The 25,674-nt window shown below is 67.4% G+C and carries 15 protein-coding genes and 1 tRNA gene; 10 read left to right on the top strand and 6 right to left on the bottom strand.

Features of this window, described 5'->3' with window-relative positions:
- Nucleotides 1-2 precede the first annotated feature (2 nt).
- The gene (locus tag C0J29_RS17785; protein ID WP_012394807.1) at nucleotides 3-470 is read right to left on the bottom strand and encodes an NUDIX hydrolase; all 468 of its coding nucleotides are present in this window, start codon (nucleotides 468-470) and stop codon (nucleotides 3-5) included.
- Nucleotides 471-475: 5 nt separating this feature from the next.
- Nucleotides 476-1,294 carry a hypothetical protein gene (locus C0J29_RS17780; protein WP_012394806.1) on the bottom strand — a complete coding sequence of 273 codons (819 nt, stop codon included), beginning with the start codon at nucleotides 1,292-1,294 and terminating at the stop codon, nucleotides 476-478.
- 239 nt (nucleotides 1,295-1,533) lie between these two features.
- On the opposite strand from C0J29_RS17780, the gene C0J29_RS17775 reads away from it, so the two are divergent.
- The 4 genes from C0J29_RS17775 (at nucleotide 1,534) to C0J29_RS17760 (ending at nucleotide 6,736) form a co-directional block, all read left to right on the top strand.
- Nucleotides 1,534-1,878: an SCO3933 family regulatory protein gene (locus tag C0J29_RS17775; protein ID WP_011893911.1), complete on the top strand. Its 345-nt coding sequence runs from the start codon at nucleotides 1,534-1,536 to the stop codon at nucleotides 1,876-1,878.
- Between the two features lie 89 nt (nucleotides 1,879-1,967).
- Nucleotides 1,968-3,401 (top strand): FtsK/SpoIIIE domain-containing protein, encoded by a 1,434-nt coding sequence (locus C0J29_RS17770; protein WP_012394805.1) that lies wholly within the window; start codon nucleotides 1,968-1,970, stop codon nucleotides 3,399-3,401.
- On the top strand, nucleotides 3,398-4,903 hold the full coding sequence (locus C0J29_RS17765) for a replication initiator (RefSeq protein WP_012394804.1): 1,506 nt from the start codon (nucleotides 3,398-3,400) through the stop codon (nucleotides 4,901-4,903). Before C0J29_RS17770 ends, C0J29_RS17765 begins: the two co-directional genes overlap by 4 nt.
- A 186-nt stretch (nucleotides 4,904-5,089) precedes the next feature.
- Complete coding sequence (locus tag C0J29_RS17760) at nucleotides 5,090-6,736, top strand: recombinase family protein (RefSeq protein WP_012394803.1); 1,647 nt, start codon at nucleotides 5,090-5,092, stop codon at nucleotides 6,734-6,736.
- Here C0J29_RS17760 and C0J29_RS17755 read toward each other — a convergent pair.
- A tRNA-Leu gene (locus tag C0J29_RS17755) sits at nucleotides 6,718-6,803 on the bottom strand. The two genes, C0J29_RS17760 and C0J29_RS17755, sit on opposite strands and share 19 nt — an antisense overlap.
- A gap of 239 nt (nucleotides 6,804-7,042) precedes the next feature.
- Between C0J29_RS17755 and C0J29_RS17750 the strand changes: the two genes are divergently transcribed.
- The 5 genes from C0J29_RS17750 (at nucleotide 7,043) to C0J29_RS17730 (ending at nucleotide 11,644) form a co-directional block, all read left to right on the top strand.
- On the top strand, nucleotides 7,043-8,401 hold the full coding sequence (locus C0J29_RS17750; protein WP_120793113.1) for a M20/M25/M40 family metallo-hydrolase: 1,359 nt from the start codon (nucleotides 7,043-7,045) through the stop codon (nucleotides 8,399-8,401).
- A gap of 19 nt (nucleotides 8,402-8,420) precedes the next feature.
- Nucleotides 8,421-8,948, top strand: a complete 528-nt coding sequence (locus tag C0J29_RS17745) for a YbhB/YbcL family Raf kinase inhibitor-like protein (protein ID WP_065048747.1) — start codon at nucleotides 8,421-8,423, stop codon at nucleotides 8,946-8,948.
- A gap of 11 nt (nucleotides 8,949-8,959) precedes the next feature.
- A complete protein-coding gene (locus tag C0J29_RS17740) occupies nucleotides 8,960-9,544 on the top strand; it encodes an alpha/beta hydrolase (protein WP_240749009.1) in 585 nt (194 codons plus the stop codon).
- Nucleotides 9,537-10,868 carry a hypothetical protein gene (locus C0J29_RS17735; protein WP_120793112.1) on the top strand — a complete coding sequence of 444 codons (1,332 nt, stop codon included), beginning with the start codon at nucleotides 9,537-9,539 and terminating at the stop codon, nucleotides 10,866-10,868. Before C0J29_RS17740 ends, C0J29_RS17735 begins: the two co-directional genes overlap by 8 nt.
- A 131-nt stretch (nucleotides 10,869-10,999) precedes the next feature.
- The gene (locus tag C0J29_RS17730) at nucleotides 11,000-11,644 is read left to right on the top strand and encodes a response regulator transcription factor (RefSeq protein WP_065163564.1); all 645 of its coding nucleotides are present in this window, start codon (nucleotides 11,000-11,002) and stop codon (nucleotides 11,642-11,644) included.
- 66 nt (nucleotides 11,645-11,710) lie between these two features.
- Here C0J29_RS17730 and C0J29_RS17725 read toward each other — a convergent pair whose 3' ends face one another.
- The 3 genes from C0J29_RS17725 to C0J29_RS32875 all read right to left on the bottom strand — a co-directional run bounded on the left by C0J29_RS17725 (nucleotide 11,711) and on the right by C0J29_RS32875 (nucleotide 21,749).
- Nucleotides 11,711-12,922, bottom strand: coding sequence for a sensor histidine kinase (locus tag C0J29_RS17725; protein ID WP_065163565.1), 1,212 nt, complete (start codon nucleotides 12,920-12,922; stop codon nucleotides 11,711-11,713).
- A gap of 99 nt (nucleotides 12,923-13,021) precedes the next feature.
- Nucleotides 13,022-21,562: a PPE family protein gene (locus tag C0J29_RS17720; RefSeq protein WP_120793111.1), complete on the bottom strand. Its 8,541-nt coding sequence runs from the start codon at nucleotides 21,560-21,562 to the stop codon at nucleotides 13,022-13,024.
- A 1-nt stretch (nucleotide 21,563) separates the two neighbouring features.
- Nucleotides 21,564-21,749: a hypothetical protein gene (locus C0J29_RS32875; protein WP_133450518.1), complete on the bottom strand. Its 186-nt coding sequence runs from the start codon at nucleotides 21,747-21,749 to the stop codon at nucleotides 21,564-21,566.
- Between the two features lie 210 nt (nucleotides 21,750-21,959).
- Here C0J29_RS32875 and C0J29_RS34420 point away from each other — a divergent pair, with 210 nt between their 5' ends.
- A complete protein-coding gene (locus tag C0J29_RS34420) occupies nucleotides 21,960-25,655 on the top strand; it encodes a PE family protein (protein ID WP_120794803.1) in 3,696 nt (1,231 codons plus the stop codon).
- The last annotated feature ends 19 nt before the right edge of the window (nucleotides 25,656-25,674 follow it).

Raw genomic sequence — 25,674 nt, 5'->3', positions numbered from 1 at the left:
GGTTAGCCGAGGTAGGGGCTGTCGCGGTGTTGCAGGTAGTGCTCGATGCGCAGTCGCATCGACGGGTGCATGTCCAGATTGGGGATGTCGTCGGGATCGGTCCAGGCGATGTCGGTGCTTTCGTGATCGATGGCCAGGGTACCGCCGAGAACCTTGGTGGTGAAGGACAGAGAGAACTGTTGGCGGACTTCGCCATCGGTGAACGCGACGACATGCTGCGGGTTGGTGTAGACACCGACAAGGCCGGTGACTTCAATGTCGAGCCCGGTTTCCTCTTTGACTTCCCGGACGGCGGTGTCGGCAATCGTTTCGCCGATGTCGTGTCCGCCGCCGGGTAGCGCCCACAGGGTGTTGTCGCGGCGTTTGATCAGCAGGATACGACCCTGTTCGTCGGTGACGATGGCCGAGGCTGACGGAACGACGCTGTTGGGCAGCGGGGCGTTGGGGTCGTTGTAGTAGTCGGTTCGCATAGGGTTCAGCCTTTCGCGCTGAGCGGTCTGGCGCGATCCCAGACCTGGGTGAAAGCGTCTTCGAGGGTGGCCCAGAGCCGTGGTTCGTGGTGGCGCGACAGCACAAGCACGGGGTTGTTGCGCCCGGGTGAGCCGTAGATGTGGAAGTTGACGATCATGGCGTCGTCGACCCGGAAGATCGACGTGTAGAGCGTGGTGTCGTGGGTGCGGATATCCAGCCCCGGGGTATCGGCATGCGGGGCGAGCAACTCCACGGACGTGCGGCAGCGGGCGATGACGGCCTCGCCGATGCCTTCCTCCTTGCCGCGCAGGATCGTGGTGGCAGTGTCAGGATCCCCGACGAGAAACCGCACCGCCACACCGCGGGCGGCGGCGTCGAGCAGAATGTCGAGGAAGCCGTCGAGGGTGTCAAACAGGAACGTGGCCGCCAGGACGAGGATGTCGATGCCGGTGGTGGCGTCGCCGAAATGCTGCTGCCACGTCGTGATCGGCAGCTGGGTGCGGCTGGCATACAGCGTCGCGGTGAACGGACCACCCAGCGACGTCGTCGCCAGCGCGCTCGCGGTAGGGGCAGGATACTGGTTGGGCCACAGGTTGTGCGGTGTGCAGCCAAGCAGCTTAGCGGCGCGGCGGGCGTTGTCCTCGCGGACGTTGTAGTCGATGTTGGCCAGCCAGCGGCGCACCGTCTTGATATCCACGCCCACCGCAGTGGCGAACCTCTGTGGGGAGAGTCCCTTGGCGTGCAGCCGTTGGGTGAGGCGATCGTTGGGGATCGTGGCGGCCTCGGCGTCGCCGTCCTGATCGCCCGTCGTCTCAGCGCACATCTTTCCGTGTCATCCCTGTCCATCCTCAGCGCGTGGTTCCTAGTTTGCCATGCGACTGCCGCCGCCCCGCGGCGGTGATGCCCGTCCGATGCCCACGGGCATGTCCCTGTCGTGTCCGAAATGTCTGCGGCAGTGTCGGCAATGCCTGCCAACGTCCCTCGCTACGTCCGCGATGTCCACGTGAACTGAGCCCAGCGCCGCAACGGGCGCAAACAGATCACGAAAGGAACAGCGGGACAATGCGTTTAAGAATCGACACATCAGGCACACGGTTCATCGTCACCCGAGCGGCCGAGCCGCGGCTGAACTTCGAGACCGGCAGCCCAAAAGTGGACACCGCCACCGGCGTGCCACTGTATGCCGCGCAGCTGTTGGCGTTGGATGACACCGGTGGTGAAGTGCTCAACGTCACCGTCGCCGGGGATCCGAAAGTGACAGTCACCCAACCTGTTTCAGTCGCGGGTCTGGTTGCTATCCCTTGGGCTCAAGGTGATCGCAGCGGCGTGGCGTTCCGTGCCGACGCCATCACCCCCACCAACCCCGCGGCTGCGCCGAGCGATCAAGCGTCCCGCGCGCAGAAATAACCCCATTTGCTGGGGCGCGGCGCTCGTGGGTGTCGCGCCCCAGCACGTGAGCTGCTATCGACCATTCACTCACCAGAGGGACGCCTGTCATGGCATCAAACTACAAAAACAGCAAGAACTCTCAATCCAACGACGACGACTGGATCACCGACCTCATCCTCTCACTGTTCAAAGCGGCCGGGTATCTGCTGTGGTGGGCGGTCCTGTTCCCGGCCATCAGCATCCCGATCATCGCCAGCGTGGCGATGGCCATTACCCATGGCTCACGCGCGGGTCTGATCATCGGTATTGCTTTCGCTGCCGCGTATGCGGGCTGGGCGTGGCTGGACCCGCGATCGTTTCACGGATGGGTCACCGAGCCGGTGCGGCGGCGCTGGTTGACCTGGTCGCGCTACACCCGCACCTGGCAATCGGTGTGCACCCTGCACGGCCTGACCGCCACACTTGGCGAACGCACCTTGGTGCCGACCTTGCAGTCGGTGCGCATCGGCAAGACGACCGACGTCCTGGCGCTGCGAGTGGTCACCGGCCACTCCCTGGCTGATTGGCACAAGCAATCCGAGGCGCTAGCCGCCGCCTGGCGTGCCGACCGGATCGCCATCCGCGCGACCGCGCCCGGAGAGCTACGCATCACCCTGATGCGCGGCGACGTGCTGGCCGACCCGATTGCCCTGCCCATGCCCACGACGGCGACTGCGGTGGATGTGGGGTCGGTGCGGGTCGGGATCACCGAAACCCGCCACTGGTGGCACCTACCTCTGCTTGGCCACCACCTGCTCGTGGCTGGCGCGACCGGCGCGGGGAAAGGTTCAGTGTTGTGGTCACTGATCGCTGGCCTCGCCCCCGCCGTGAAAACCGGACAAGTGCGGCTCTGCGTCATCGACCCGAAAGGCGGCATGGAACTGGGCGCCGGAGCACCCATGTTCACGGTGTTCACCCACGACGCCACTGGCACCACCCTGTACCTGCTGCGGCAACTAGTGGAGGTGATGCACGCCCGCGCCAATCGGTTACGGGGCAAGACGCGCATGCACACCCCGACTCCGACTGAGCCGTTATTCGTGGTGGTGATCGATGAGATCGCCGCGCTGACTGCGTATGTGACCGACCGCAAGGTGCGCAGCGAAATTGAACAGCTGTTGGGCCTGCTGCTCTCCCAAGGCCGGGCCGTCGGCATTTCGGTGGTGGCAGCGGTGCAAGATCCGGCCAAAGACACCCTGCCGGTGCGGCAGCTGTTTACCGTGCGAATCGGGTTGCGGTTGACCGAAGCCACCCAAACCACCATGGTTTTGGGCCAGGGCGCCCGCGACGCGGGGGCCGACTGCGATCACATCCCCGACACCACTCCCGGTGTGGGCTACATGATGATCGATGGCACGGCCCAACCGGTGCGGGTACGGGCATTTCACGTCGCCGACCACGACATCGCCACTCTGGCAGCACGATTCCGGCCACCTCGTGCCGCGACCCGAACCAACCAGTCCAACAGCGGGCGCACCGACACCGCCCGGGGTCAACGGTGACTACTGCAACGACAGCCCCCACGCTGGTGTTGCCCGGGGTTCCCGGCTCGATCGACACCAATGCGGTGGTGGATCAGATGGTGCGCCGCGCGTCCTCGACGGGGTTCGAATCGTGGTGGCGGCGCGCGGAATCTGTTGGCTTCTGCGCCCACCCCATCCAACTCAGAGGTACCGACGAGATAGGCCGCGATCGGGTGGTGTGGACACGGTGCAACAACCGCCGCGCACAGGTATGCCCATCGTGCTCAGACCTGTACGCCCGCGACACGTGGCAGCTCGTGCACGCTGGCACCGCCGGCGGCCACCACAACATCCCCGCAGCAGTGGCCGATCGTCCGCAGGTGTTCGTCACCCTCACCGCACCTAGCTACGGGCCTGTTCACGCCGCCGCGCGTGCAGGCGACAAGAAGCAGCGTGTGTGTCGCGACCACCACCACACTGGCGGCTACCGCCGATGCCCGCATGGAAAACCACTGTGGTGCAGCACAACCCACGGCGAAGGTGATATCTATGCGGGACAGCCGATCTGCGCGGACTGCTACGACTACACCGGGCATGTCCTGTTCACATGGCACCTGCCCGAACTGTGGCGACGCTTCACCATCACCCTGCGACGCACACTGCGCCGAGAGCTACGTGCTTCGGGCGCCGACCCGGATGCGGTGCAGGTCAGCTTCATCAAAGTCGTCGAACTGCAAGCCCGGCTCATCCCGCACATTCATGCCCTGATCCGCCTCGACCCGCCCGACAGCGATGACTCTGGCGGTCATGACTGGCATGCGCCCCTTGCGGCAACCGAACTGGCCACCATCATCCAACAGGCCGTTCGAACCGTGGCCGTGACGGTCACCGACTCATCCTCAAATACAGCGACACGGGTGATCAGGTTCGGCACACAAGTCGACACCCAACCCATCGACAACCGGCACGCCGGCACGGACGGCTCTGCTGTGCAGGAGGATTCACCACACGGCGGGGTTCTTCCAGGCCGCCGCGTAGCTCGCTACCTCGCGAAATACGTCACCAAATCCTTAGCTGACGTCGGGATCAGCGCGCGACGCATCTCCACCGAGGCCATCGCTGACCTCGATGTCTGCGACCACGTTCGGGCGATCCTGACCGCCATCAGCCAACTCGCCGATAAGGGACTGGCCGGTGTCGGTCGGTGGCTGCACACCCTGGGCTACCGGGGCCACATCACCAGCAAATCCCGCCGCTATTCCACCACGATGACCGCGCTGCGCGAACGTCGCGCGGCCTGGACCCGTGAACAACGTTTAAAAAGCACTGCGCACCAACATGATCTCGGCCTCGACTCCACCGATGGCGATGATCTGGTGGCATGGGAATTCGATCGTGCCGGCCCCACCAGCCTCGGCGACCGGACCCTCATCTACTCCGCGGCCGTCCAACACATCCACACCCGCCGCATCGGACTGATCGAAGTCCGTGGCCAAGCCCGCAATCAACAATGGGATCCGCCAGGGGGAAGCGATGGCTGACAGGTCCCGAGCAGCACGTGCTCGCTCCGGGTGTGACGCTCGTCCCGATGCGCCGACGGTGTCAGAGGGGGGTGTTGAAATTGTTGTGCCCAACCAATATCGACTTCCGTCCGAGGCCAACCGCGCGCTGGTACACGTGATAATGGCTGTGCGGGACCGGATGCTTGGATCAGGGAGGGGAGTGGCGTGAGCCTGAGGTTCGCCTTCTATGGCCGAGTGAGCACGGAGGACGCTCAAGACCCGGAGGCGAGCCGCAGCTGGCAGAAGCGGCGTGCCATGGACCTGATCACTCCGCACGGCGGATTCATCGCCGCCGACTACTTCGATGTGGGACAGAGCCGTTCACTGCCGTGGAAGCGCAGGCCAGAGGCGTCACGTCTGCTTGCTGATGTCGCTTGTCGGGACCGTAGCTTTGATGCCGTAGTGATTGGGGAACCCGCCCGTGCGTTCTACGGGCCGCAGTTCGCGCTCACCTTCCCTGTCCTCACGCACTACGGAGTTGGCCTGTGGGTACCCGAGGTCGGCGGAGCGGTCGATCCCGGCTCCGAGGCACACGACCTGGTGATGACTCTGTTCGGCGGCATGAGCAAGGGAGAGCGCGCTCGAATCCAGATGCGCGTCCGTACGGCGATGTCAGCACTCGCGCACGACACCGCCAGATATCTCGGTGGTCGACCACCCTACGGTTACCGGCTCGTCGATGCCGGCCCGCATCCAAACCCTGCCAAGGCCAATCTTGGGCAGCGGCTTCACCGCCTCGAACCCGACCCCGCGACATCTTCGGTCGTCGAGCGGATCTACCGCATGTACGCCGACGGAGCGGGCCTGCGCTATATCGCGCAACGGCTCACCGACGATGGTGTACCGTCACCGAGCCAGTACGACCCGGCACGGAATCGGCATCGTGACCCACGAGGATGGTCCCATTCGGCGATCCGCGCGATACTCGACAACCCGGCGTACCGCGGTATCCGTGTTTGGGGCAAGCAGGAGAAATACGAGGTTCTGGTCAACCCCGATGATGTCGCTGCGGGGTATGAGACTCGTATGCGGTGGCGTGATGAGGCCGACTGGATCGCACCAGAACGCCGCACGCATGAAGCGCTGATCCGTGACGAACTAGCGCAGGCTGTTCGTCTTCGGATGCAGGCGCGGCGGGGTCCCGGTCTTGTTTGCAGCAGAGAGTCAACAGTGCCATATGCACTGCGTGGGCTGCTGTTCTGTGCCGCATGTGGACGGCGGATGCAGGGCGCTGCCCGCGCCGGGAAGCGAACAACACGCATCCTCTACCGTTGTGAGCTCGGTAAGTCGCGTTCGGTACCCGCGGACCTGAGTGATCACCCGCGCACCGTCTACCTCCGTGAAGATGAGGTGACTGCGCGACTTGACGAATGGATCGCCACCCTGGCCGATCCGGCCGACTTGGCACGCGGGCAAGACGCGGACCCGGTAGCAGGGGCTGGCTACGCGGCCTTGCGGCGCCAGCTCAGCGAGGCGAATGCGAAGGTTGCTGCTCTGGTTACCGCCGTGGAGTCTGGTGTGGCCGTTGAGGATTTGACTGTTGCATTGCGCCGCCGCACCGCCGAGCGCGACGAGCTGAAGGTCCGTCTTGAGCAAGCGGAGCGACCTCGCGTCATGACTGCCGCACAAATCAGCGAGTTGGTTGAGGAATTGGGCGGGCTGTCAGCAGTGCTTGGTGAGGCAACCGGGGCGGAACGCGCTCAGGTATACGCAAGCCTGGGCCTGCGCCTCGACTACGACCCGCATCTTCAGCGAGTCACGGCGACTGCCGACTTAAGTCGTGTCGCCGGACGTGTCCGAGGGGGGACTTGAACCCCCACGCCCATTAGTAGGGCACTAGCACCTCAAGCTAGCGCGTCTGCCATTCCGCCACTCGGACTCGACCAACCACATGAGTTGGCAGCTAAGGCTATCGGATCGATTCGCGTCGGCCCAATCGGCCTCGCGGCGCGGCGGAGCCGGGCGCTGCGGGTCGCCACCCTACGACCCCGTGGCGATCGCAAGCGCGGCGGAGCCGGGCGCTGCGGGTCGCCACCCTTCGACCCCGTGGCGATCGTGAGCGCGGCGTGGCCGGGCGCTGCGGATCGCCACCCTTGGACCGTGGTAGGAAAGGTGACTGTGACCGGTGCGAGCGCGTCTGAGCCGAACGACCCATTCGATCCGGCAGACGATGTGGCCGAAACCGTCAGCAAGCTGATCCGGTTCGACACCAGCAACACCGGCGAACTCGAGACAACCAAGGGCGAGGCCGAGTGCGCCCAGTGGATCGCCGAGCAGCTCGCCGAGGTCGGGTACGAGACCGAGTATGTCGAGTCCGGCGCCCCCGGCCGGGGCAATGTGTTCGCCCGCCTCCCCGGCGCCGACCGCACCCGCGGCGCCCTGATGATTCACGGACACCTCGACGTCGTCCCGGCCGAACCGGCCGATTGGAGCGTGCACCCGTTCTCCGGCGCTATCGAGGACGGCTACGTGTGGGGCCGCGGCGCCGTCGACATGAAAGACATGGTCGGCATGACGCTGGTGCTGGCCCGGCATTTCAAGCGAGCCGGCATCGTGCCGCCGCGGGACCTGGTGTTCGCGTTCGTCGCCGACGAGGAACACGGCGGCAAGTACGGGGCGCAGTGGCTGGTCGACAACCGGCCGGATCTGTTCGACGGCGTCACCGAAGCGATCGGCGAGGTCGGCGGGTTTTCGCTGACCGTGCCGCGCCGCGACGGCGGCGAGCGACGGCTGTACCTGATCGAGACCGCCGAGAAGGGCATCCAGTGGATGCGGCTGACCGCTCGCGGCCGCGCGGGGCACGGGTCGATGGTGCACGACAACAACGCGGTCACCGCCGTCGCCGAGGCCGTGGCCCGGCTCGGCCGCCATCAGTTCCCGCTGGTGGTCACCGACATGGTCGCCCAGTTCCTGGCCGCAGTCAGCGAGGAGACCGGCCTGCCGTTCGACGTCGACTCACCTGACCTCGACGGGATGATCGACAAGCTGGGGCCGATGGCGCGGATGCTCAAGGCGGTGCTGCACGACACCGCAAACCCGACCATGCTCAAGGCGGGTTACAAGGCCAACGTGGTGCCGGCCACCGCCGAAGCGGTGATCGACTGCCGCGTGCTCCCCGGCCGGCTGGCCGCGTTCGAGGCGGAGGTGGACGCGCTGCTCGGACCCGACGTGAGCCGGGAGTGGATCCGCAGCCTGAGCTCGTACGAGACCTCGTTCGACGGCGATCTGGTCGATGCGATGAACGCGGCCGTGCTGGCGCTGGACCCGGGTGCCCGGACGGTGCCCTACATGCTGTCCGGCGGGACGGACGCAAAGTCGTTCATGCGCCTGGGAATTCGTTGCTTCGGCTTCAGCCCGCTGCGGCTGCCGCCGGATCTGGACTTCACGTCGCTGTTCCATGGCGTCGACGAGCGGGTACCCATCGACGCGCTGAGGTTCGGCACCGAAGTGCTGGCGCACTTTCTGACTCACTGCTGATGACACGAGAGGACTGACTATGACAGTGCCCAACCCCTACGACGCGCTGCCCGACCTGCCGTCGTTCACCCTGACCTCGGAGTCGGTGACCGACGGACAACCCCTGTCCAACCCGCAGGTCAGCGGGATCATGGGCGCCGGGGGCGAGGACGTCAGCCCGCAGCTGAGCTGGTCGGGCTTCCCGGCGGAGACGCGCAGCTTCGCTGTCACCGTCTATGACCCAGACGCTCCGACGGCTTCCGGTTTCTGGCACTGGGCGGTGGCCAACCTGCCCGCCGATGTCACCGAGTTGCCCGCCGGCGCCGGTGACGGCGGCGAATTGCCGGGCGGCGCGCTCACGCTGGCCAACGACGCCGGGCAACGTCGCTACATCGGGGCCGCACCGCCCCCCGGCCACGGTCCGCATCGCTACTACATCGCCGTTCATGCGGTCGATGTCGACAAACTGGATCTGCCGGAGGACGCCACGCCCGCCTACCTGGGCTTCAACCTGTTTCAGCACGCGATCGCCCGAGCGGTCATCCACGCGACATACGAGCAGACGTAAGCAACCAACCCGTGCGCGCGTGCGTGCTCGTCCTCCCGGGCGGCAAAGTGCGCAGTGACGAGCCGTCGCACTGGTGGCAGCCGGCCAACCTCCGGATGGTGTTCATCGCGCGCGCTCTGCGGCGCCGACTCGGTTCCGACGTCGCCGTCCGACAAGTCCAGTACCGGCTGCGCGGGTGGAACAGCCCACGGCGGGATCCGGTGCTCGACGCCGGCGAGGTGCTGCGTAGCTGTCGTCACCGGTGGCAGCCGGAAACCGTTGTGCTGGTGGGGCATTCGATGGGTGGCCGGGTCGCCGCGGAACTGGCGGCCCGGGGTGACATCGGCGCTGTGGTGGCGCTCGCGCCGTGGTGGGACGGGAACAAAGCCGATCTGATCCCGCCGGGTACGCGGCTGCTGGTGCTACACGGCACCGACGACACGCGGACCGATCCGGACACCTCGCGGGCGCAAACCTGGCGGGCCGCCCGGCGCGGACTGGATGCTCGGTGGGTGGGTATCGCCGGCTCGGGGCATTCCATGATGCGGAACTGGCGCGAATGGCACAATCGCACAACGACTTTCGTTGCGGAGTGTCTGAGGGTGCCCGATGAGTGACGTTATCGACCTGTTCGACCAGGCCATCTTTCTCGGCGAGCGGGCGACCGGAGTCACCGATGTGGTGCAGTGCATTTGGGTATACAACCGCGCCGTCGATGTCGAGGGTCTGCGGCGATTTCACGCAAACCTGCGGGGCGGCAAACTGTCCCGCCTCATCGAACGATCACCGGTCCCGTTCGGCCGTCATCGCTGGGTGGCGTCGGACACCCCGAACGACATCGAATTCGTGCCATCTGCGCGGCCCCGCACCGAATTCGACGACTGGCTCACCGAGCAAGCTCATGCACCGATCGACCCCGAGCACGGCCCGGGGTGGCATCTCGCGGTCGTCCGGTTCACCGACGGCGGCACCGGGATCAGCCTGGTCACCTCGCACAGCCTCACCGACGGCGCCGCGCTGCAGGAGGCACTGGCGGCCGCGGCGGCCGGGTGCCGTGACGACGCAAGCTGGGTCGCCCGCGGGTCGCGGCCACGGTGGCGTGCGGCGTGCGAGGACACCTGGCGTACCGCGCGGGAGGTCCCCGGCATCAGCCGTGCCGCGCTGGCCACCATCCGGCGGGTTCGCAATACCGGCGGGCGGACCGCAACCGTCGCCCCGGCACCGGTTCCGGCGACAGCCGGGCCGGACGTCCCCGTGACAACCCCCACCGCGGCGATCTTCGTCGATGCCGCGGAGTGGGACGCGCGCGCGCAATCGCCCGGGGGCACCAGCAATACGCTGCTCGTGGGACTCGCCGCCCGGCTGGCGCAGCGACTGGGCAGGGTCGCCGCCGACGGATCGGCCGAGCTGACGATGCCCGTCAATGAACGCGGCGATCAGGACACCCGCGGAAACGCGGTCGTGCACGTCAGCTTCGCCGTCGATCCCGAACCGGTCACCCGGGATCTGAGCGAAGTACGCGCCGCGATCAAGCAGGCACTGGCTCGCCGCGACGAGACGCCCGACGAGCGGCGGGCGCTGCTGCCCGTCATTCCGCTGATCCCCACCTGGCTGTTCCGGCGCATCGTCAGCGCGGCCGCGGTGAGCCCGATCGGCGTCAACTCCTCCAACCTGGGAGCCGTCCCTCCGCACCTCACCCGGCCGGACGGCACCCAAGCCGATTTCTATGCCCTCACGGTGTGCTACGCCGGCGTGACACGAGCCATCATGCGACGCATCGGCGGGCGGTTGGAATTGCACTCCGGCCGAGCGGACGGACGTGTCTTCGTGACGGTCCTCGCCTACCAACCCGGCGCCGAAAACACGAATAATGCTCTTCGCCAGGCACTTTCGGATGCACTCGGCGACTTTGCCCTGCCGTTCAGATCGGGCTGGCAATAGCCCGACCGCGCGCCACGCGAAACTAAGGCCGCAAATCATCGCCACGAGCGGTCCCGGCAGCAACAATGAGGTGGCACCCGCCGCGGCCGGCGGACGGGCCGACGACTTCGCCGAGAGCGCATGGAGAGCCGATGACCACCACCGACCGCGTCACCGTCGTCGTAGCCGACGATCACCCGGTAATGCGACAGGGCGTCGTGCGGGCCCTCAAGGCCAGCGGTCGGGTCGACGTGGTCGCGCAGGTCGCCGACGGACGGGCGGCATTGGACGCCATCAGGAAGTTTCGGCCCGCGGTCGCACTTCTCGACTACAAGATGCCGGGTCTGGACGGCCTCGAGGTAACCCACGCGATCGTCCGCGACGGCGTGCCCACCAGCGTGGTACTACTGACCGCTTTCGACGACAGTCCGGTCGTGTTCAAGGCCCTGGCCGAGGGCGCCTCAGGGTTCCTGACGAAGGAATCCGACGCCGACGAGATCGTGAACGCCGTGCTGCGGTGCGCCGACGGCGAGTCCTACCTGCCCGCCGGGGTAGCGGGCGGCCTGGCCGGTGAAGTCAGACGGCGCGGCCGGGGAGCGACGACCTCGCTGACCGAGCGCGAGACCCAGGTGATCACGATGATGGCCGAGGGCATGTCGGTACCGCAGATCGCCGCGCAACTCCACCTGGCCCGCAGCACGATCAAGACGCATGTGCAGACCCTGTACGAGAAGCTGGGCGTATCCGACCGCGGGGCGGCCGTCGCCGAGGCGATGCGGCGCCGGTTGCTGGAATAGCGTCCGGGCCTGGTCTCTTTCGGGCCCAACCTCTTTCGGGGTCCAGTTCCATTCAGGCTTAGTTCTTTAGGCGAAGACACGCTCCGGCGTGACAGCCGCTCGCAGCGGCAGCTCCACCCGCACGTGCGCGCCGCCGGGTTCATCGACGAGCGTCAACGCCCCACCGGCCGCCTGAACGCGTGCCCGGTGTGAGGCAAGACCGATGTGTCCCTCGGCGAAGCGGCGGGCGGCGATGTCGGCGGTGACCCCCATCCCGTCGTCCACCACGTCGACGCGCGCGACGCCACCGTCCACGGCCAGTTTCACTGTCGCCGAACCTGCTTGCGAATGGCGGGCCACGTTGGAAACCAATTCGCGGATGACCCCGAACAGGATCGGGTCGATCGGGTTGGGGTCGGGATAGTCGATGTCCGTCGACATCGCGATGCCCGAGCGGGCCGCCGCGACGGAGACAAGCTTGTCCACGGCCGCGGCCAGGCCCACCTGCTCGAGTAGGGCCGGGTGCAACTCAAAAGTAGCCTCACGCAACAACTGTGACGCTTCGCGCAGACTGTCCAGGGCCTCTTGCAGCGGCGCATCCGGGGACACCTTGAGGAAGCCGGCGAGGTCACGGCGCGCGGCCAGCACGTCCTGCAGTGGCCCGTCGTGGATGAACTCCGATATCTGCCGGCGCTCCGTCTGCGAGGCGGTCATCGTCTGAGCCAGCAGCTCCTCGCGGGAGGTCGTGAGTCTGGCCATCTCGTCGACATTGCGCAACCGGAACACCACCATCAGAAACGCTGTGGCGCAGACAAAGCCGTACATCATCACGATGAGCGCCACTTCCCAGGCGCCGACCCGGGGCATGATCACCGGATCCTGCAGCAGCGACGCCGTGAATACCGCCAGGCTGGTGGTCAATACGGCCGCCGCGCGGCGCAGCGAAAGCTCGCCGGCCACCAGCCGCGGCAGCAGTGCCATCACCAGCAGCGGCATGTAGCCACCGGGTGAGAGCAGCTTGAAGCCGAACACGGTTGCGACATCAGCCAATCCGAGCGTCATCAACGCCGTGTCGTCATCGAAATGGTGCGGACCGAAGAACGCGACCAGCAGCGCGGCCACCGTCACCGCAGCGTAGATGCCGAGCAACACCGCCTTGGCCGGCAGCCGAGCGGGATCGTCGGCGACCAGCATCGCTACGACCATGATGACCAGGACGCCGACCCGAAGCAGTGATCCGCCCTGCAATGACCGTAACCGCTGCCTGCGCAGGACCTGCTCGATATCCGGGCTTCTCATGAACTCACCTAACGTAGCCGCGCACATTGCTTTTGCGAAATGTACAACGGCCTGGCGCCAATTCACTCCGGTGAAAGCCGAATCACGTAGGCGCACGGCTCACCGCGAGAAGAAGTTGTCGAAGAAGCCGGACAGCTCGGTGCCCACGTTGCCGACACCCGAAAGGGTGTTGCCGACATTGACCAGGCCCGATATCAGACCGCCGTCGTTCAGGTAGCCCGAGTTTCCGGGTCCGCCGTCGTTGCGGAATCCCGATGTGTCCGCGAAATCGTTGAACAGACCGGAGACCGCGCCGTCCGCGGAATTGAAGAAGCCTGACGCGCCGCCGCCGCCGGAGTTGAAGAACCCCGACGAGGGGTTCGTCGAGGAGTTGAAGAAGCCCGGATGCTGCTGATACTCGAAGCCGAACGTGTACGGGCCCACCGTGCCGCTGCCCGGGAAATCAAAAGTCTGGCCGAAGGTTTCGTCGATCGTCGTTTCCGAGAGCAGCGTGGTCGGGCTGATCGTCCAGCCGCCGATGCTGTCGTTGTAGACCGTCGTGGTCACCGTGGAGCACCGGTAGAACGGATACTCGTACCAGGGGTAGCAGACGGTCTGCTGCAGTTGCGCCTTGATCGGGACCTCGGAGATGTTGAACTCGTCCAGGGTGACCGCGTTGATATGGCCCGTGACCGGTACTTCGAGGGGCGCGTTCACGTCGTAGTGCCAGGGGATCGCGGGAATGGTCGACGAATACCCCACCGAGGCCAGGCCTTGATAGTCGCCTCTCCACAACACGCCGTTGCTGTAACTGCCGGTGATGAAGGCGCCGGTGTCGACGTTGCCGGAGTTGGCCAGGCCGGTGTTGGAGTTGCCCGTGTTGAGCAGTCCCGTGTTGAAGCTGCCGGGGTTGAACAGCCCGGTGTTGTAGTTGCCCGGGTTGAAGCTGCCGGTGTTGGTGGAACCGACGTTGTAACTCCCGGTGTTGTAGTCGCCGATGTTGGCGATACCGGTGTTGGCGGTGCCGACGTTGAACAGGCCGGTGTTGTAATCCCCGGAGTTCGCGATGCCCCAGTTGCCGTCGCCGGAGTTGAAGAAGCCGACGTTGTTGTCGCCCGAGTTGAACAGGCCGAAGTTGCCGCTGCCGGAGTTCAGCGGGCCGAGTCCGACCTGCCCCGTGCCGGTGAGGCCTATGCCGATATTGCCCTGACCGCTGTTGCCGAATCCGATGTTGGAGTTGCCGACGTTGCCGCTGCCCAGGTTGTGGCTGCCGAGGTTGCCGCTGCCCAGGTTGTGACTCCCGGCGTTGCCGTTACCGATGTTGAGGGCGCCGACGTTGGCGAAGCCCAGGTTGCAGTCGCCGATATTGGCCGCGCCCACATTGATTTGACCGACGTTCGCCAGTCCCACGTTCAGCACCGTGCCGGTGGGGCCGTCGCGGAAGATGCCGGCCAGATCGGCGCCGACGTTGGCGACGCCGGAGACGTTGGCCGGCGTCGCGGTGTTGAAGACGCCCGAGACGGAGTTTCCGACGTTGAGTAACCCCGATTGCAGCGCTCCGACGTTGCGGTAACCCGATACGTCTCCGGACGAGAGGTTGCGGAAGCCCGAGCTGTCGAAGCCGACGTTGCCGAATCCCGAGGTGGCGCCCGTGCCGGAGTTGAAGAAGCCGGAGGACGGACTGGTGGTCGAGTTGCCGAACCCGGGTGCCGCGGGCGCGTTGATCAGCGGGATGCTGATCGGACCCACACCACCCGAGCCGTGGATCCCCAGCACCGTCGAGCCGTCCGGGTTGCCGATGTTGATCGCCATTGCCGGCTGGTCGCCGAAACTGATGAGGATCGGGTCGCCCGGCTCGGCGCCGTAGACACTGAAGGGGCCGATGTAACCGACGACCTCTCCGCCGAGACCGTCGTCCAGTCCGCTGAACGAGATCTTCGGAATCGTGACCGGGTTGATTTGAATATCGCTGAGACTCATCGTTATTGGAACGTTGAGCGGGATGTCGACAGTGAAGTACGCGGGGATCTCCGGCACGGTGATCGCGTAGTAGGCGCCGGTTTGGCCTTGGTTGTCGCCGCGCCAGAGTAGTCCGTTGTTCATGGTGCCGGTGTTGGCCAGGCCGGTGTTGGTGTTGCCGGGGTTGGCGAGGCCGGTGTTGTAGTTGCCGGGGTTGGCGGGGCCGGTGTTGTAGTGGCCGGGGTTGTAGCTGCCGGTGTTGGTGTCGCCGGTGTTGGCCAGGCCGGTGTTGTTGTTGCCGCTGTTGGCGATGCCGGTGTTGTTGGTGCCGGTGTTGAAGAGGCCGGTGTTGGTGTTGCCGGGGTTGGCGATGCCGGTGTTGTAGTTGCCGGAGTTGGCGATGCCCCAGTTGCCGTTGCCGGAGTTGAAGAAGCCGATGTTGTTGGTGCCGGTGTTGAACAGGCCGATGTTGTTGCTGCCGTTGGTTAGTGGGCCGAGGCCGTGTTGGCCGGTGCCGGTTAGGCCGATGCCGATGTTGTTGTCGCCGGTGTTGCCGAAGCCGATGTTGTGGTTGCCGGTGTTGGCGCTGCCGAGGTTGTGGTTGCCGTGGTTGCCGCTGCCGAGGTTGTGGTTGCCGAGGTTGCCGTTGCCCCAGTTGTGGTTGCCGGTGTTGCCGAAGCCGGTGTTGTAGATGCCGGTGTTGGCTAGGCCGGCGTTGACTGCGGTGCCGGTGGTGCTGTTGCGCAGGATGCCGGCTAGGTCGGTGCCGGTGTTGAGGAGTCCGGAGACGTGGCCGGTGGCGGTGTTGTAGATGCCGGAGGTGGTGGTGCCGTAGTTGGCCAGGCCGGATTGCAGGGTGCCGGTGTTGCGGTAGCCCGAGAGGGTGGTGGTGGCTTGGTTGCGGAAGCCGGAGGTGTCGGTGCCGGTGTTGGCGAAGCCCGATACCGCGCCGGTGCCGGTGTTGAAGAATCCCGAGGACGGGGTGGTGGTCGAATTGCCGAACCCCGGCGCCGCCGGAATGTCGATGAACGTGATGTCGATCGGGCCGATGCCGCTGTTGATGGCAATCGGGATGGACGTGTCCGGGCCGCCGATCTGAACATTGACGATCGGCAGGACTCCGGTGATCGCCGGGATGGAAATGGTGCTGAATGTGATGCTGAGATACGACGATCCCAAGGCACTGATCGTGATCGGTTTGATGGTGAACGGATTGACGACGATGTCGGCGAATCCGACTGTGATGGGGATATTGACCGGGATTTCGAAATTGAGGTCCAGCGGCGAGAATTCGGGGATGTGGATGCCGGCGTGGAATCCGTAGAGCCCCTGATAGTCGCCTCGCCAGAAGAAACCGTTGTTGTAGTTGCCGGCATTGAACGCGCCGGTGTTGACCCCGCCGGTGTTCAACAGACCCGTGTTGTAGTCGCCGGGGTTGACGAAACCGGTGTTGTAGTCGCCTGAGTTGAAGCCGCCGGTGTTGGTGCTGCCAAGGTTGTAGCTGCCGGTGTTGTAGTTGCCGGGGTTGGCCAGGCCGGTGTTCGTGGCGCCGACGTTGAAGATCCCCGTGTTGTAGTCGCCAGGGTTGCCGATGCCGGTGTTGCCCGTGCCGGCATTCCACCAGCCCGCGTTGTGGCTGCCGGCGTTCTCGATGCCGTGGTTGCCGACTCCCGCGTTGCCGATGCCGCGATTTTCGTTGCCGGAGTTGCCAATTCCGATGTTTCCGGTGCCGGAGTTGAACAAGCCGACGTTTCCGGTGCCGGAGTTGAACAGCCCGAGATTGCCGGTGCCGGAATTCAGGGCGCCGAACCCGACCTCGCCGGTGCCGGTGAGGCCGATGCCGATGTTCCCGTCGCCGGTGTTGCCGAAGCCGATATTGGCGTTGCCGCTGTTCGCGAACCCGAAGTTGTGATCGCCCGCGTTCGCGAAGCCGCGGTTGTAGTCTGCGCTGTTCGCGAACCCGAGGTTGTGCTCGCCCACGTTGCCGGAACCGGCGTTGTGCATCCCGTGGTTTCCGAAGCCCAGGTTGAAACTCCCGATGTTCGCGCTGCCGACGTTGTGGCTGCCGATGTTGGCGCTGCCGAGGTTGAAGTCGCCGACGTTTCCGCTGCCCAAATTCATGCTGCCGTCGTTGGCGAAGCCGAGGTTGGAGACCGCGAAGGTGCCGAACAGTCCCGCCACGTCGCTGCCCCGGTTGGCCACACCCGACACGTCGGCGGCCGTGCTGAGGTCCAGCGTGCTGGTGTTGAACAGACCCGACATGGTGTTTCCGAGGTTCGCCATGCCCGATAAGAGGTCGCCGACGTTCTTGGCGCCCGACATTCCGGTGCCACCGGTGCCGACGTTGAAGAAACCCGAGTTGTTGGCCCCGATGTTGGCCAATCCCGAGGAACTGCCGGCGCCGGAGTTGAAGAAGCCGGACGACGGGACGCTGGTCGAGTTGCCGAAGCCCGGGGCCGCCGGGATGTCGATAATCGGGATGACGACGGGGCCGATCTGACCTGTCCCGTTCAGGCTGAGAGCGGTTGTCGGTCCGCCGATCGTCATCTCGATAGCGGGAAGGGAGATGACGATGTTTCCGAAGGTGATGGGGCCGATGCTCACAGCCTGCGTCTCTCCGGTGCCCAGGACGTTGATATCGGCGGTGTATTTGGGGATGGTGAAGCCCTGCACGGTCAGGGTGCCCAGGGTGGCGCTGATCGGAATGTTGATCGGGATGGTGATGCCGGCGTCGATGGGAATGGCGGTGTCCGGCAGGGAGAAGGTGTAGCTGTAACCGATCAGACCCTGGTAGTCACCGCGCCACAGCAGACCGTTGCTGTAGTTCCCGGCGATGAATATTCCGGTGTTGACGTTGCCCGCGTTGGCCGCGCCGGTGTTGTAGTGGCCGGTGTTCGCCAGACCGGTGTTGTACGAACCGGGGTTGAATCCGAGGGTGTTGAAGCTGCCGGTGTTGAAGCTGCCCGAGTTGTAGTCGCCCGCATTGCCGAAGCCGGTGTTGACGGCACCGGGGTTGACGACGCCGGTGTTGATGTCGCCGGAGTTGAGCAGACCCGTGTTGAGGTGACCGCTGTTGCCGATTCCCCAGTTGCCGGTGCCGGAGTTGCCGATGCCGACGTTACCGGTGCCGGAGTTGAACAGCCCGGTGTTGCCGGTTCCCGAGTTGAACAGGCCGCTGTTGGCACTGCCGGAATTCATTGCGCCGAAACCGATTTCACCGTTGCCGGTGAGCCCGATGCCGATGTTGCCCGAGCCGGTGTTGCCGAAGCCGACGTTGAAGTCACCGGTGTTGGCGACGCCGCTGTTCTGGTTGCCCGCGTTGGCGAATCCGCGGTTGTAGTCACCGAGGTTGGCGCGGCCGATGTTGTGGTCACCGAGATTCGCCGAACCGAAGTTGTGTCCGCCGAGGTTGCCGAAGCCGCCGTTGAGGGCGCCGGCATTGCCGCCGCCGAGGTTCAGGTCCCCGTCGTTGCCGACGCCGAGGTTGTAGTCGCCGAGGTTGCCGAAGCCCACATTCAGCGAGCCGACGTTGGCCAGGCCGAGGTTGTAGGACGTCGTCCCGGTCACGCTGTCGCGGTACCAACCGGCGAGATTGGTGCCGAGGTTGGCCACCCCTGAGACATCAGCCGGCGACCCGACGCCGGTGTTGAAGACTCCCGAAACGGTGTCGCCCAGGTTCGTCACGCCCGACAAGAACGAGCCGACGTTGCGGAACCCCGACACCTCGCCCGACGAGAAATTGCGGAAACCGGAACTGTCCGCGCCGACGTTCGCGAAACCCGATGCGGCGCCGGTGCCGGAGTTGAAGAAGCCCGACGACGGACTGGTGGTGGAATTGCCGAATCCCGGGCCGCCGCCGAAGTCGATCAGGGTCAGGTCGGCAGGCCCGAGACTGGCAAAGGCGGGGATGACGATCACGGTGGAGCCGTCGGGGTTTCCGATCTGGATCGCCGGTGTGGGCCCGGTCGCATACACGGGCGGAATGGTGAGGGAGTTGATGGTGCCCTCGAGCACCGGGATGGGGCCAAGGGCGACGGTGGTGCCGAAGGGAATGTCCTCGATCGTGATGCCGTGGTAGACGGTGGTCGTGAAGCTGCCGCTGATTGGGACGTTGACAGGAATGGTGGCGGTCAGGTTCAGGGCGATCTCGGGGACATGGATCGCGTAGTAGGCGCCGGTTTGGCCTTGGTTGTCGCCGCGCCAGAGTAGTCCGTTGTTCATGGTGCCGGTGTTGGCCAGGCCGGTGTTGGTGTTGCCGGGGTTGGCGATGCCGGTGTTGTAGTTGCCGGGGTTGGCGGGGCCGGTGTTGTAGTGGCCGGGGTTGTAGCTGCCGGTGTTGGTGTCGCCGGTGTTGGCCAGGCCGGTGTTGTTGTTGCCGATGTTGGCGATGCCGGTGTTGTTGGTGCCGGTGTTGAAGAGGCCGGTGTTGGTGTTGCCGGGGTTGGCGATGCCGGTGTTGTAGTTGCCGGAGTTGGCGATGCCCCAGTTGCCGTTGCCGGAGTTGAAGAAGCCGATGTTGTTGGTGCCGGTGTTGAACAGGCCGATGTTGTTGGTGCCGTTGGTTAGTGGGCCGAGGCCGTGTTGGCCGGTGCCGGTCAGGCCGATGCCGATGTTGTTGTCGCCGGTGTTGCCGAAGCCGATGTTGTGGTTGCCGGTGTTGGCGCTGCCGAGGTTGTGGTTGCCGTGGTTGCCGCTGCCGAGGTTGTGGTTGCCGAGGTTGCCGTTGCCCCAGTTGTGGTTGCCGGTGTTGCCGAAGCCGGTGTTGTAGATGCCGGTGTTGGCTAGGCCGGCGTTGACTGCGGTGCCGGTGGTGCTGTTGCGCAGGATGCCGGCTAGGTCGGTGCCGGTGTTGAGGAGTCCGGAGACGTGGCCGGTGGCGGTGTTGTAGATGCCGGAGGTGGTGGTGCCGTAGTTGGCCAGGCCGGATTGCAGGGTGCCGGTGTTGCGGTAGCCCGAGAGGGTGGTGGTGGCTTGGTTGCGGAAGCCGGAGGTGTCGGTGCCGGTGTTGGCGAAGCCCGATACCGCGCCGGTGCCGGAGTTGAAGAATCCCGAGGACGGGGTGGTGGTCGAATTACCGAACCCCGGAGCCGCCGGAATATCGAGGATTTCGATGGTCCCGCCCTGCAGGGCACCGACGACAGCGGCGTCGATGGACGTGGTCGCGCTGCCGATGACCACGGTGACCGTCGGGGCGGTGAGAGTCGACGGCGAGATGTCGACGGGTCCCACGTAGAAGGCACCGTTCAGGAAGTACGTCAGGGGATAGGTGTAGCCGGGGATGATCCAGTCCTGGCCGCCCACCACCAGTGTCTGGTTGACCGGATTGTTCGATGCGATGTCGATGGGAATGGTCGGGATGTCGATCGCGATATGGGCGCTGATCTGGCCCTGGTTATCACCGGTGACGAAGAGGCCGTTGCTGTAGTTGCCGCGGATGAACGCGCCGGTGTTGACATTCCCGGTGTTGTAATAGCCCGTGTTGTAGCTGCCGGAATTCAGACCCCCGGTGTTGAAGCTGCCCGAGTTGTAGCTGCCGGTGTTGGTGCTGCCCGCGTTGAAGAACCCGGTGTTGTAGTTGCCGCTGTTGCTCAGCCCGGTGTTGACGTTGCCTGTGTTGAAGAATCCGGTGTTGTAGCCGCCGGTATTGCCGATGCCGGTGTTGCCGGCGCCCGGATTCCCGATGCCCCAGTTCCCGGTGCCCGAGTTTCCGATGCCGATGTTGCCGGTGCCGGAGTTGAACAGGCCGACGTTTCCGGTGCCCGAGTTGAACAACCCGAGATTGCCGGCGCCGGAATTGATTGCACCGAAGCCGATTTCGCCGTTTCCGGTGAGCCCGATGCCCAGGTTGTTACTGCCTGTGTTGGCGAAACCGAAGTTGGAGTCGCCGGAGTTCGCGAAGCCGGTGTTGGCGCTGCCGGCATTCCAGCCGCCCCGATTTCCGCTGCCGAGATTGCCGGGCCCGATATTGCGGTCACCGAGGTTCCCCAGGCCGAAATTGTCGTCGCCGCGATTTCCGAAGCCGCGGTTGCCGTCGCCGATGTGCCCGCTGCCGATGTTCGCATTGCCGAAGTTCGCGGATCCGATATTGAAGTTGCCGATATTTGCGCGCCCGATGTTGCCGGTGCCCAGGTTCGCGAAGCCCAGGTTCGCGAAGCGCGGGTCGGCCGCCGCGGCGGTACTGCCCGAATGCGCTGGTGCGAAGGGAGTTAGCGCCGAGGCAATCGTCGCAGCCTCGGCGTGATAGGCGAACAATGCGGACACATCTTGGGCCCACATCTGCTCATATTCGGCCTCGACGGCGGCGATCGCCGGCGCGTTCAGCCCGAACAGGTTCGCCGACACCAACCGGATCAGTGCGGCTCGATTGGTCGAGATGATCTGCGGGGGCACGGTGGCGGCTCGCGCGGCCTCGAAAGCGCCCGCCGCCAAACGGGCTTGGGTGGCCGCCTGCTCGGCGTCGACCGCCGCCTCACTCAGCCACGCCACGTAGGGCGCGACCGTGTCCAGCATCGCCGCCGATGCTGCGCCCTGCCAGGATGAACCGGCCAAGCCGGCCGTCAGCCGGGCAAAGGCCGTTGCGCACGAACCCAGTTCAGTGGCCAGGCCCCCCCAGGCCGCGGCGGCCGCGAGGATGGGGCTCGGTCCGGGACCGGCGAACATCCGCCAGGAATTGCGCTCTGGCGGAAACCTCGCGAAATCCATCTCATCTCCTCAAGCCGCCCCGTTCGGTCGGCGCCGCGGTGGGGGCCTGCGGGCAGGCGCCGAGCGGAATCACCGTCATTCGAGGGGAATTCGGTGAAATCCGCAAACGCCCGACAGCACGGTTCTCGGCATCGGTGAACACGGCCGACAGCCTTGCGCCCAGCCGCTCACGGAAGACGAAAACCATTCAGACAGTGCGCTTTCCAACATCGCAGCGGCACCGCATTAGCCGTCGGAAACGGTATGACGCCGCGAGTGGTCTCCCCCAATAGGAGGAGGAAATTTCATCCCGCAAATCGACCAGCCGCCCGAGGGTGGTGCGGTGCCAATCGGTCAAAGGTGGTCAATGGAGCACTGGCTCGGCATCGAAACGCAATCGAACGCAAGGGATTCAATGATGTCCTTCACGATCGTCAGTCCAGAAGCGTTGGCAGCGGCGGCATCCGATGCCTTGAGTATCGGCTCTGAACTGCGTGCGGCGAACGCCGCGGCCGCCGCTTCGACGACTCGCATCCTGGCTGCCGGCGCCGACGAAGTCTCGGCCGCGGTGGCCGCGTTCTTCGCCGGCCATGGCCAGGACTACCAACGCCTCAGTGCCCACTTGACGGACTATCACGACCAGCTGGCCGGGGCCCTGAATTCGAGTGGCCAGGCGTACACCGCCGCCGAAGCGGCGAACGCGGCGCCGTTGCAAACCATCCTCAACGTGATCAATGCGCCGACGGAAGCAGTGTTCGGACGGCCGTTGATCGGCAACGGCGCCGCCGGGGCCAGCGGGCCGGTCGGTCAGCCCGGACAGGACGGCGGCATCCTGATCGGCAACGGCGGCAAGGGCGGCAGTAGCAGCGACGTGAATGCCCCTGGCGGTACCGGCGGTTCGGCCGGGCTGATCGGCTCCGGTGGCACCGGCGGAACCGGCGGCTCAGGCGGGGTCGGCGGCACCGGCGGCACCGGTGGCTGGCTGCTCGGCTCGGGCGGTGCGGGCGGAACGGGCGGTGCCGGCGGGTACGGCGGCCAGGGCGGTTCGGCGCTGTTTCTCGGCAATGGCGGACAAGGCGGAACGGGCGGGGCCGATCCGCTCGGCAGCGGTGGGCATGGCGGCAGCGGTGGCAGGGCTGGGTCGTTCATCGGCGTCGGCGGCGCCGGCGGTACCGGCGGGGTCGGCGCGGTAGGTGGTACCGGGGGAGACGGCGGCACGGCCGCGTTGGCCGGCGTAGGCGGTGCCGGTGGTGCCGGCGGTGCCGGCGCCGTAGGAGCTACCGCCATGACCGGCGGGACGGGTGGGACCGGCGGAATGGGCGGCACCGGCGGCGTGTTCGGGATCGGTGGCCACGGCGGGGCCGGCGGTGATGGCGGTGCCGGTGGCACGGGCATCGCCGGACCGCAGGGCAGCGGTGCTACCGGCGGCACGGGGGGCGCCGGCGGAGCCGGCGGACAGGCGCTGTTCGGCATCGGCGGCCAGGGCGGAACCGGCGGGGCCGGAGGTATCGGCGGCACCGGTGGCGCCGCAGTAGGCACGGGGGCGCAGGCCGGACAGGGCGGCACCGGAGGCGTCGGAGGTACGGCCGGGGCGGGCGGTGCCGGACTTGTCGCCGACGGCAGTGCCGGCCGGGGCGGGGTCGGCGGTGCCGGCGGTACCGGAGGCGCGGGCGGCAGCGGCGGGGCCGGGACCAGCAGCGCGAGCGCTCCCACGGCCGGTCTGCAGGGTGGCCTCGGCGGCGACGGCGGGCAGGGTGGCGCCGGCGGTGCCGGAATCGACGGGGTGGGCGGTGGCCAGGGCGGCCAGGGCGGTGTCGGCGGCCAGGGTGGTGCGGGGGGTAACGGCGGGGCCAACACCGGAACCAAGACCGGCATGGGTGCAGTGGGTGGACAGGGCGGTGCCGGCGGTGCCGCAGGAGTCGGCGGTTCCGGCACCGACGGCGGAGCGGACGGGTCGATCGGAGTCGGCGGAAAAGGCGGCACCGGGGGCACCGGCGGTGCGGGGGGCGGCGCACAACCCGGCCAGTCGGGCAACACACCCACGCCCGGCGCGCACGGTGGCCAGGGCGGCGCCGGCGGGCGGGGTGGTGACGGTGGCGCCGGCATCGGCGGCGTCGGCGGTGGCCAGGGCGGCACGGGCGGCGTCGGCGGCCAGGGCGGTGCCGGGGGCGATGGCGGCGCCAGCACCGGGGGCAAAGCGGGCATGGGCGCTGCGGGTGGTCAAGGCGGCACCGGCGGCACGGCGGGCGCGGGTGGCTCCGGAACCGACGGGGGAGCCGACGGGTCGATCGGCGTCGGCGGGAAGGGCGGCAGCGGGGGTACCGGCGGGGTGGGAGGCAGTGCACCGGCCGGCGCGTCGGGCACGGCGCCGACGGCCGGCGTGCAGGGCGGCCAGGGCGGCGCCGGCGGGCAGGGCGGCGACGGCGGTGCGGGGATCGGCGGCGTCGGCGGGGGCCAGGGCGGCATAGGCGGCGTCGGCGGCCAGGGCGGTGCCGGCGGTGCCGGTGGATCCGATACCGGCACCAGCGCTGGTATCGGCGCGGCGGGGGGACAGGGCGGCACCGGCGGCACCGCCGGTGCCGGCGGCCAGGGAACCGACGGCGGTGCGGCAGGTGCGGTCGGCGCCGGCGGCAAGGGCGGCACCGGGGGAGTCGGCGGCACCGGCGGCACCGGGCAGGCCGGCGCGTCGGGCACGGCGCCCACCGCCGGTGTGCAGGGCGGCCAGGGCGGCGCCGGCGGGCAGGGCGGCGCCGGCGGCGCGGGCATCGGCGGCGTCGGCGGTGGCCAAGGTGGCCAGGGCGGCGTCGGCGGCCAGGGCGGCATCGGCGGTACCGGCGGCAACAACACCGGCACCGGAGTCAATGCCAACGCAGCCACCGGCGGCAAAGGCGGAACCGGAGGCACTGCCGGTGCCGCCGGCCACGGCACCGACGGCGGGGCGGCGGGCGTGGCCGGCAGCGGTGGCAACGGCGGAGTCGGTGGCACCGGCGGTAGCGGCGGCACCGGTCAATCCGGCGTCTCGAGCTCCGCACCCACCGCGGGTGGCCAGGGCGGCGCCGGCGGTACTGGTGGGCAGGGCGGCGCCGGCGGCGCCGGATTCAACGGCATCGGTGGCGGCCAAGGCGGGCAGGGCGGTGTCGGAGGCCAGGGCGGCAGCGGCGGCGCCGGTGGCAGCACCACCGCCACCGGGGTGAACGCCAGCGGAGCCGCCGGCGGTAAAGGCGGAACCGGCGGCCTCGCCGGCGCCGCTGGGACGGGCACCGATGGTGGCGCCGCCGGGATATCAGGCAGCGGAGGCAGGGGCGGCACGGGCGGGACCGGCGGCACCGGCGGCACCGGCCAAGCCGGCGTCTCGAGCGCCACACCCAGCGCCGGTTCTCAAGGCGGCCAAGGCGGCGCCGGCGGTCAGGGCGGCAGCGGCGGCGCGGGCATCGGCGGCGTCCGCGGCGGTCAGGGCGGCGTGGGCGGTCTGGGCGGCCACGGCGGCACCGGAGGCGCCGGCGGCAGCAACACCGGTAATACCTCGGCGAACGGCGCCGTCGGCGGCAAGGGCGGCACCGGCGGGGTGGCCGGGGCTGGCGGGGTCGGTGGAGACGGCGGAGGCAGCGGCGGTGTCGGCGGCCAGGGCGGGACCGGCGGCACTGGCGGGGGTGGTGGCGCCGGCATCATCAGCGGTTACGGCGCTCAAGGCGGAGCGGGCGGCACCGCCGGCGCCGGGGGAGTCGGCGGTGCGGGCACCGGCAGCGGCAGCGCCGGTAACGGCGGCACCGGTGGTTTCGGTGGCGACGGCGGCAACGGGGGCGATGGCGGCCGGGGAGACGGCACCAAGCAGAGCCAGGGCGCCGGGGGCAGAGGCGGCGACGCCGCCGCAGGTGGCACCGGCGGAACCGGCGGCAACTCGGCATCCGGGCCGGGCGGGACGGGTGGCACCGGAGGCACCGGCGGAACCGGCGGCACCGGGGGCACCGGCCGCGACACCGGCAGCGCCGGCACCGGCGGTGGTAGTGGTAAGTCCGGCCAGGGTCCCGTCGGAAATACGGGCGGCAATGGCGGTGCCGGCGGTTCCGCGGGCACCGGTGGGGCCGGCGGGCTACCCGGTGGCGCTGCCGGCTGAAAGGGCGGCGTTCCCGCCG

This window comes from Mycobacterium paragordonae (assembly GCF_003614435.1).
In the GTDB taxonomy this organism is placed as follows: Bacteria; Actinomycetota; Actinomycetes; order Mycobacteriales; family Mycobacteriaceae; genus Mycobacterium; species Mycobacterium paragordonae.
The sequence above is the reverse complement of the archived record's forward strand: the minus strand, read 5'-3'. Positions and strand labels throughout refer to the sequence as shown.

Coding starts and splice junctions, on each gene's coding strand:
- C0J29_RS17745 (WP_065048747.1), top strand. CDS start 8,421: ATGACAGTGCCCAACCCCTACGACGCGCTGCCCGACCTGCCGTCGTTC.
- C0J29_RS32875 (WP_133450518.1), bottom strand. CDS start 21,749: ATGGTTTTCGTCTTCCGTGAGCGGCTGGGCGCAAGGCTGTCGGCCGTG.
- C0J29_RS17785 (WP_012394807.1), bottom strand. CDS start 470: ATGCGAACCGACTACTACAACGACCCCAACGCCCCGCTGCCCAACAGC.
- C0J29_RS17735 (WP_120793112.1), top strand. CDS start 9,537: ATGAGTGACGTTATCGACCTGTTCGACCAGGCCATCTTTCTCGGCGAG.
- C0J29_RS17780 (WP_012394806.1), bottom strand. CDS start 1,294: ATGTGCGCTGAGACGACGGGCGATCAGGACGGCGACGCCGAGGCCGCC.
- C0J29_RS17775 (WP_011893911.1), top strand. CDS start 1,534: ATGCGTTTAAGAATCGACACATCAGGCACACGGTTCATCGTCACCCGA.
- C0J29_RS17720 (WP_120793111.1), bottom strand. CDS start 21,562: ATGGATTTCGCGAGGTTTCCGCCAGAGCGCAATTCCTGGCGGATGTTC.
- C0J29_RS17730 (WP_065163564.1), top strand. CDS start 11,000: ATGACCACCACCGACCGCGTCACCGTCGTCGTAGCCGACGATCACCCG.
- C0J29_RS17770 (WP_012394805.1), top strand. CDS start 1,968: ATGGCATCAAACTACAAAAACAGCAAGAACTCTCAATCCAACGACGAC.
- C0J29_RS34420 (WP_120794803.1), top strand. CDS start 21,960: ATGTCCTTCACGATCGTCAGTCCAGAAGCGTTGGCAGCGGCGGCATCC.
- C0J29_RS17725 (WP_065163565.1), bottom strand. CDS start 12,922: ATGAGAAGCCCGGATATCGAGCAGGTCCTGCGCAGGCAGCGGTTACGG.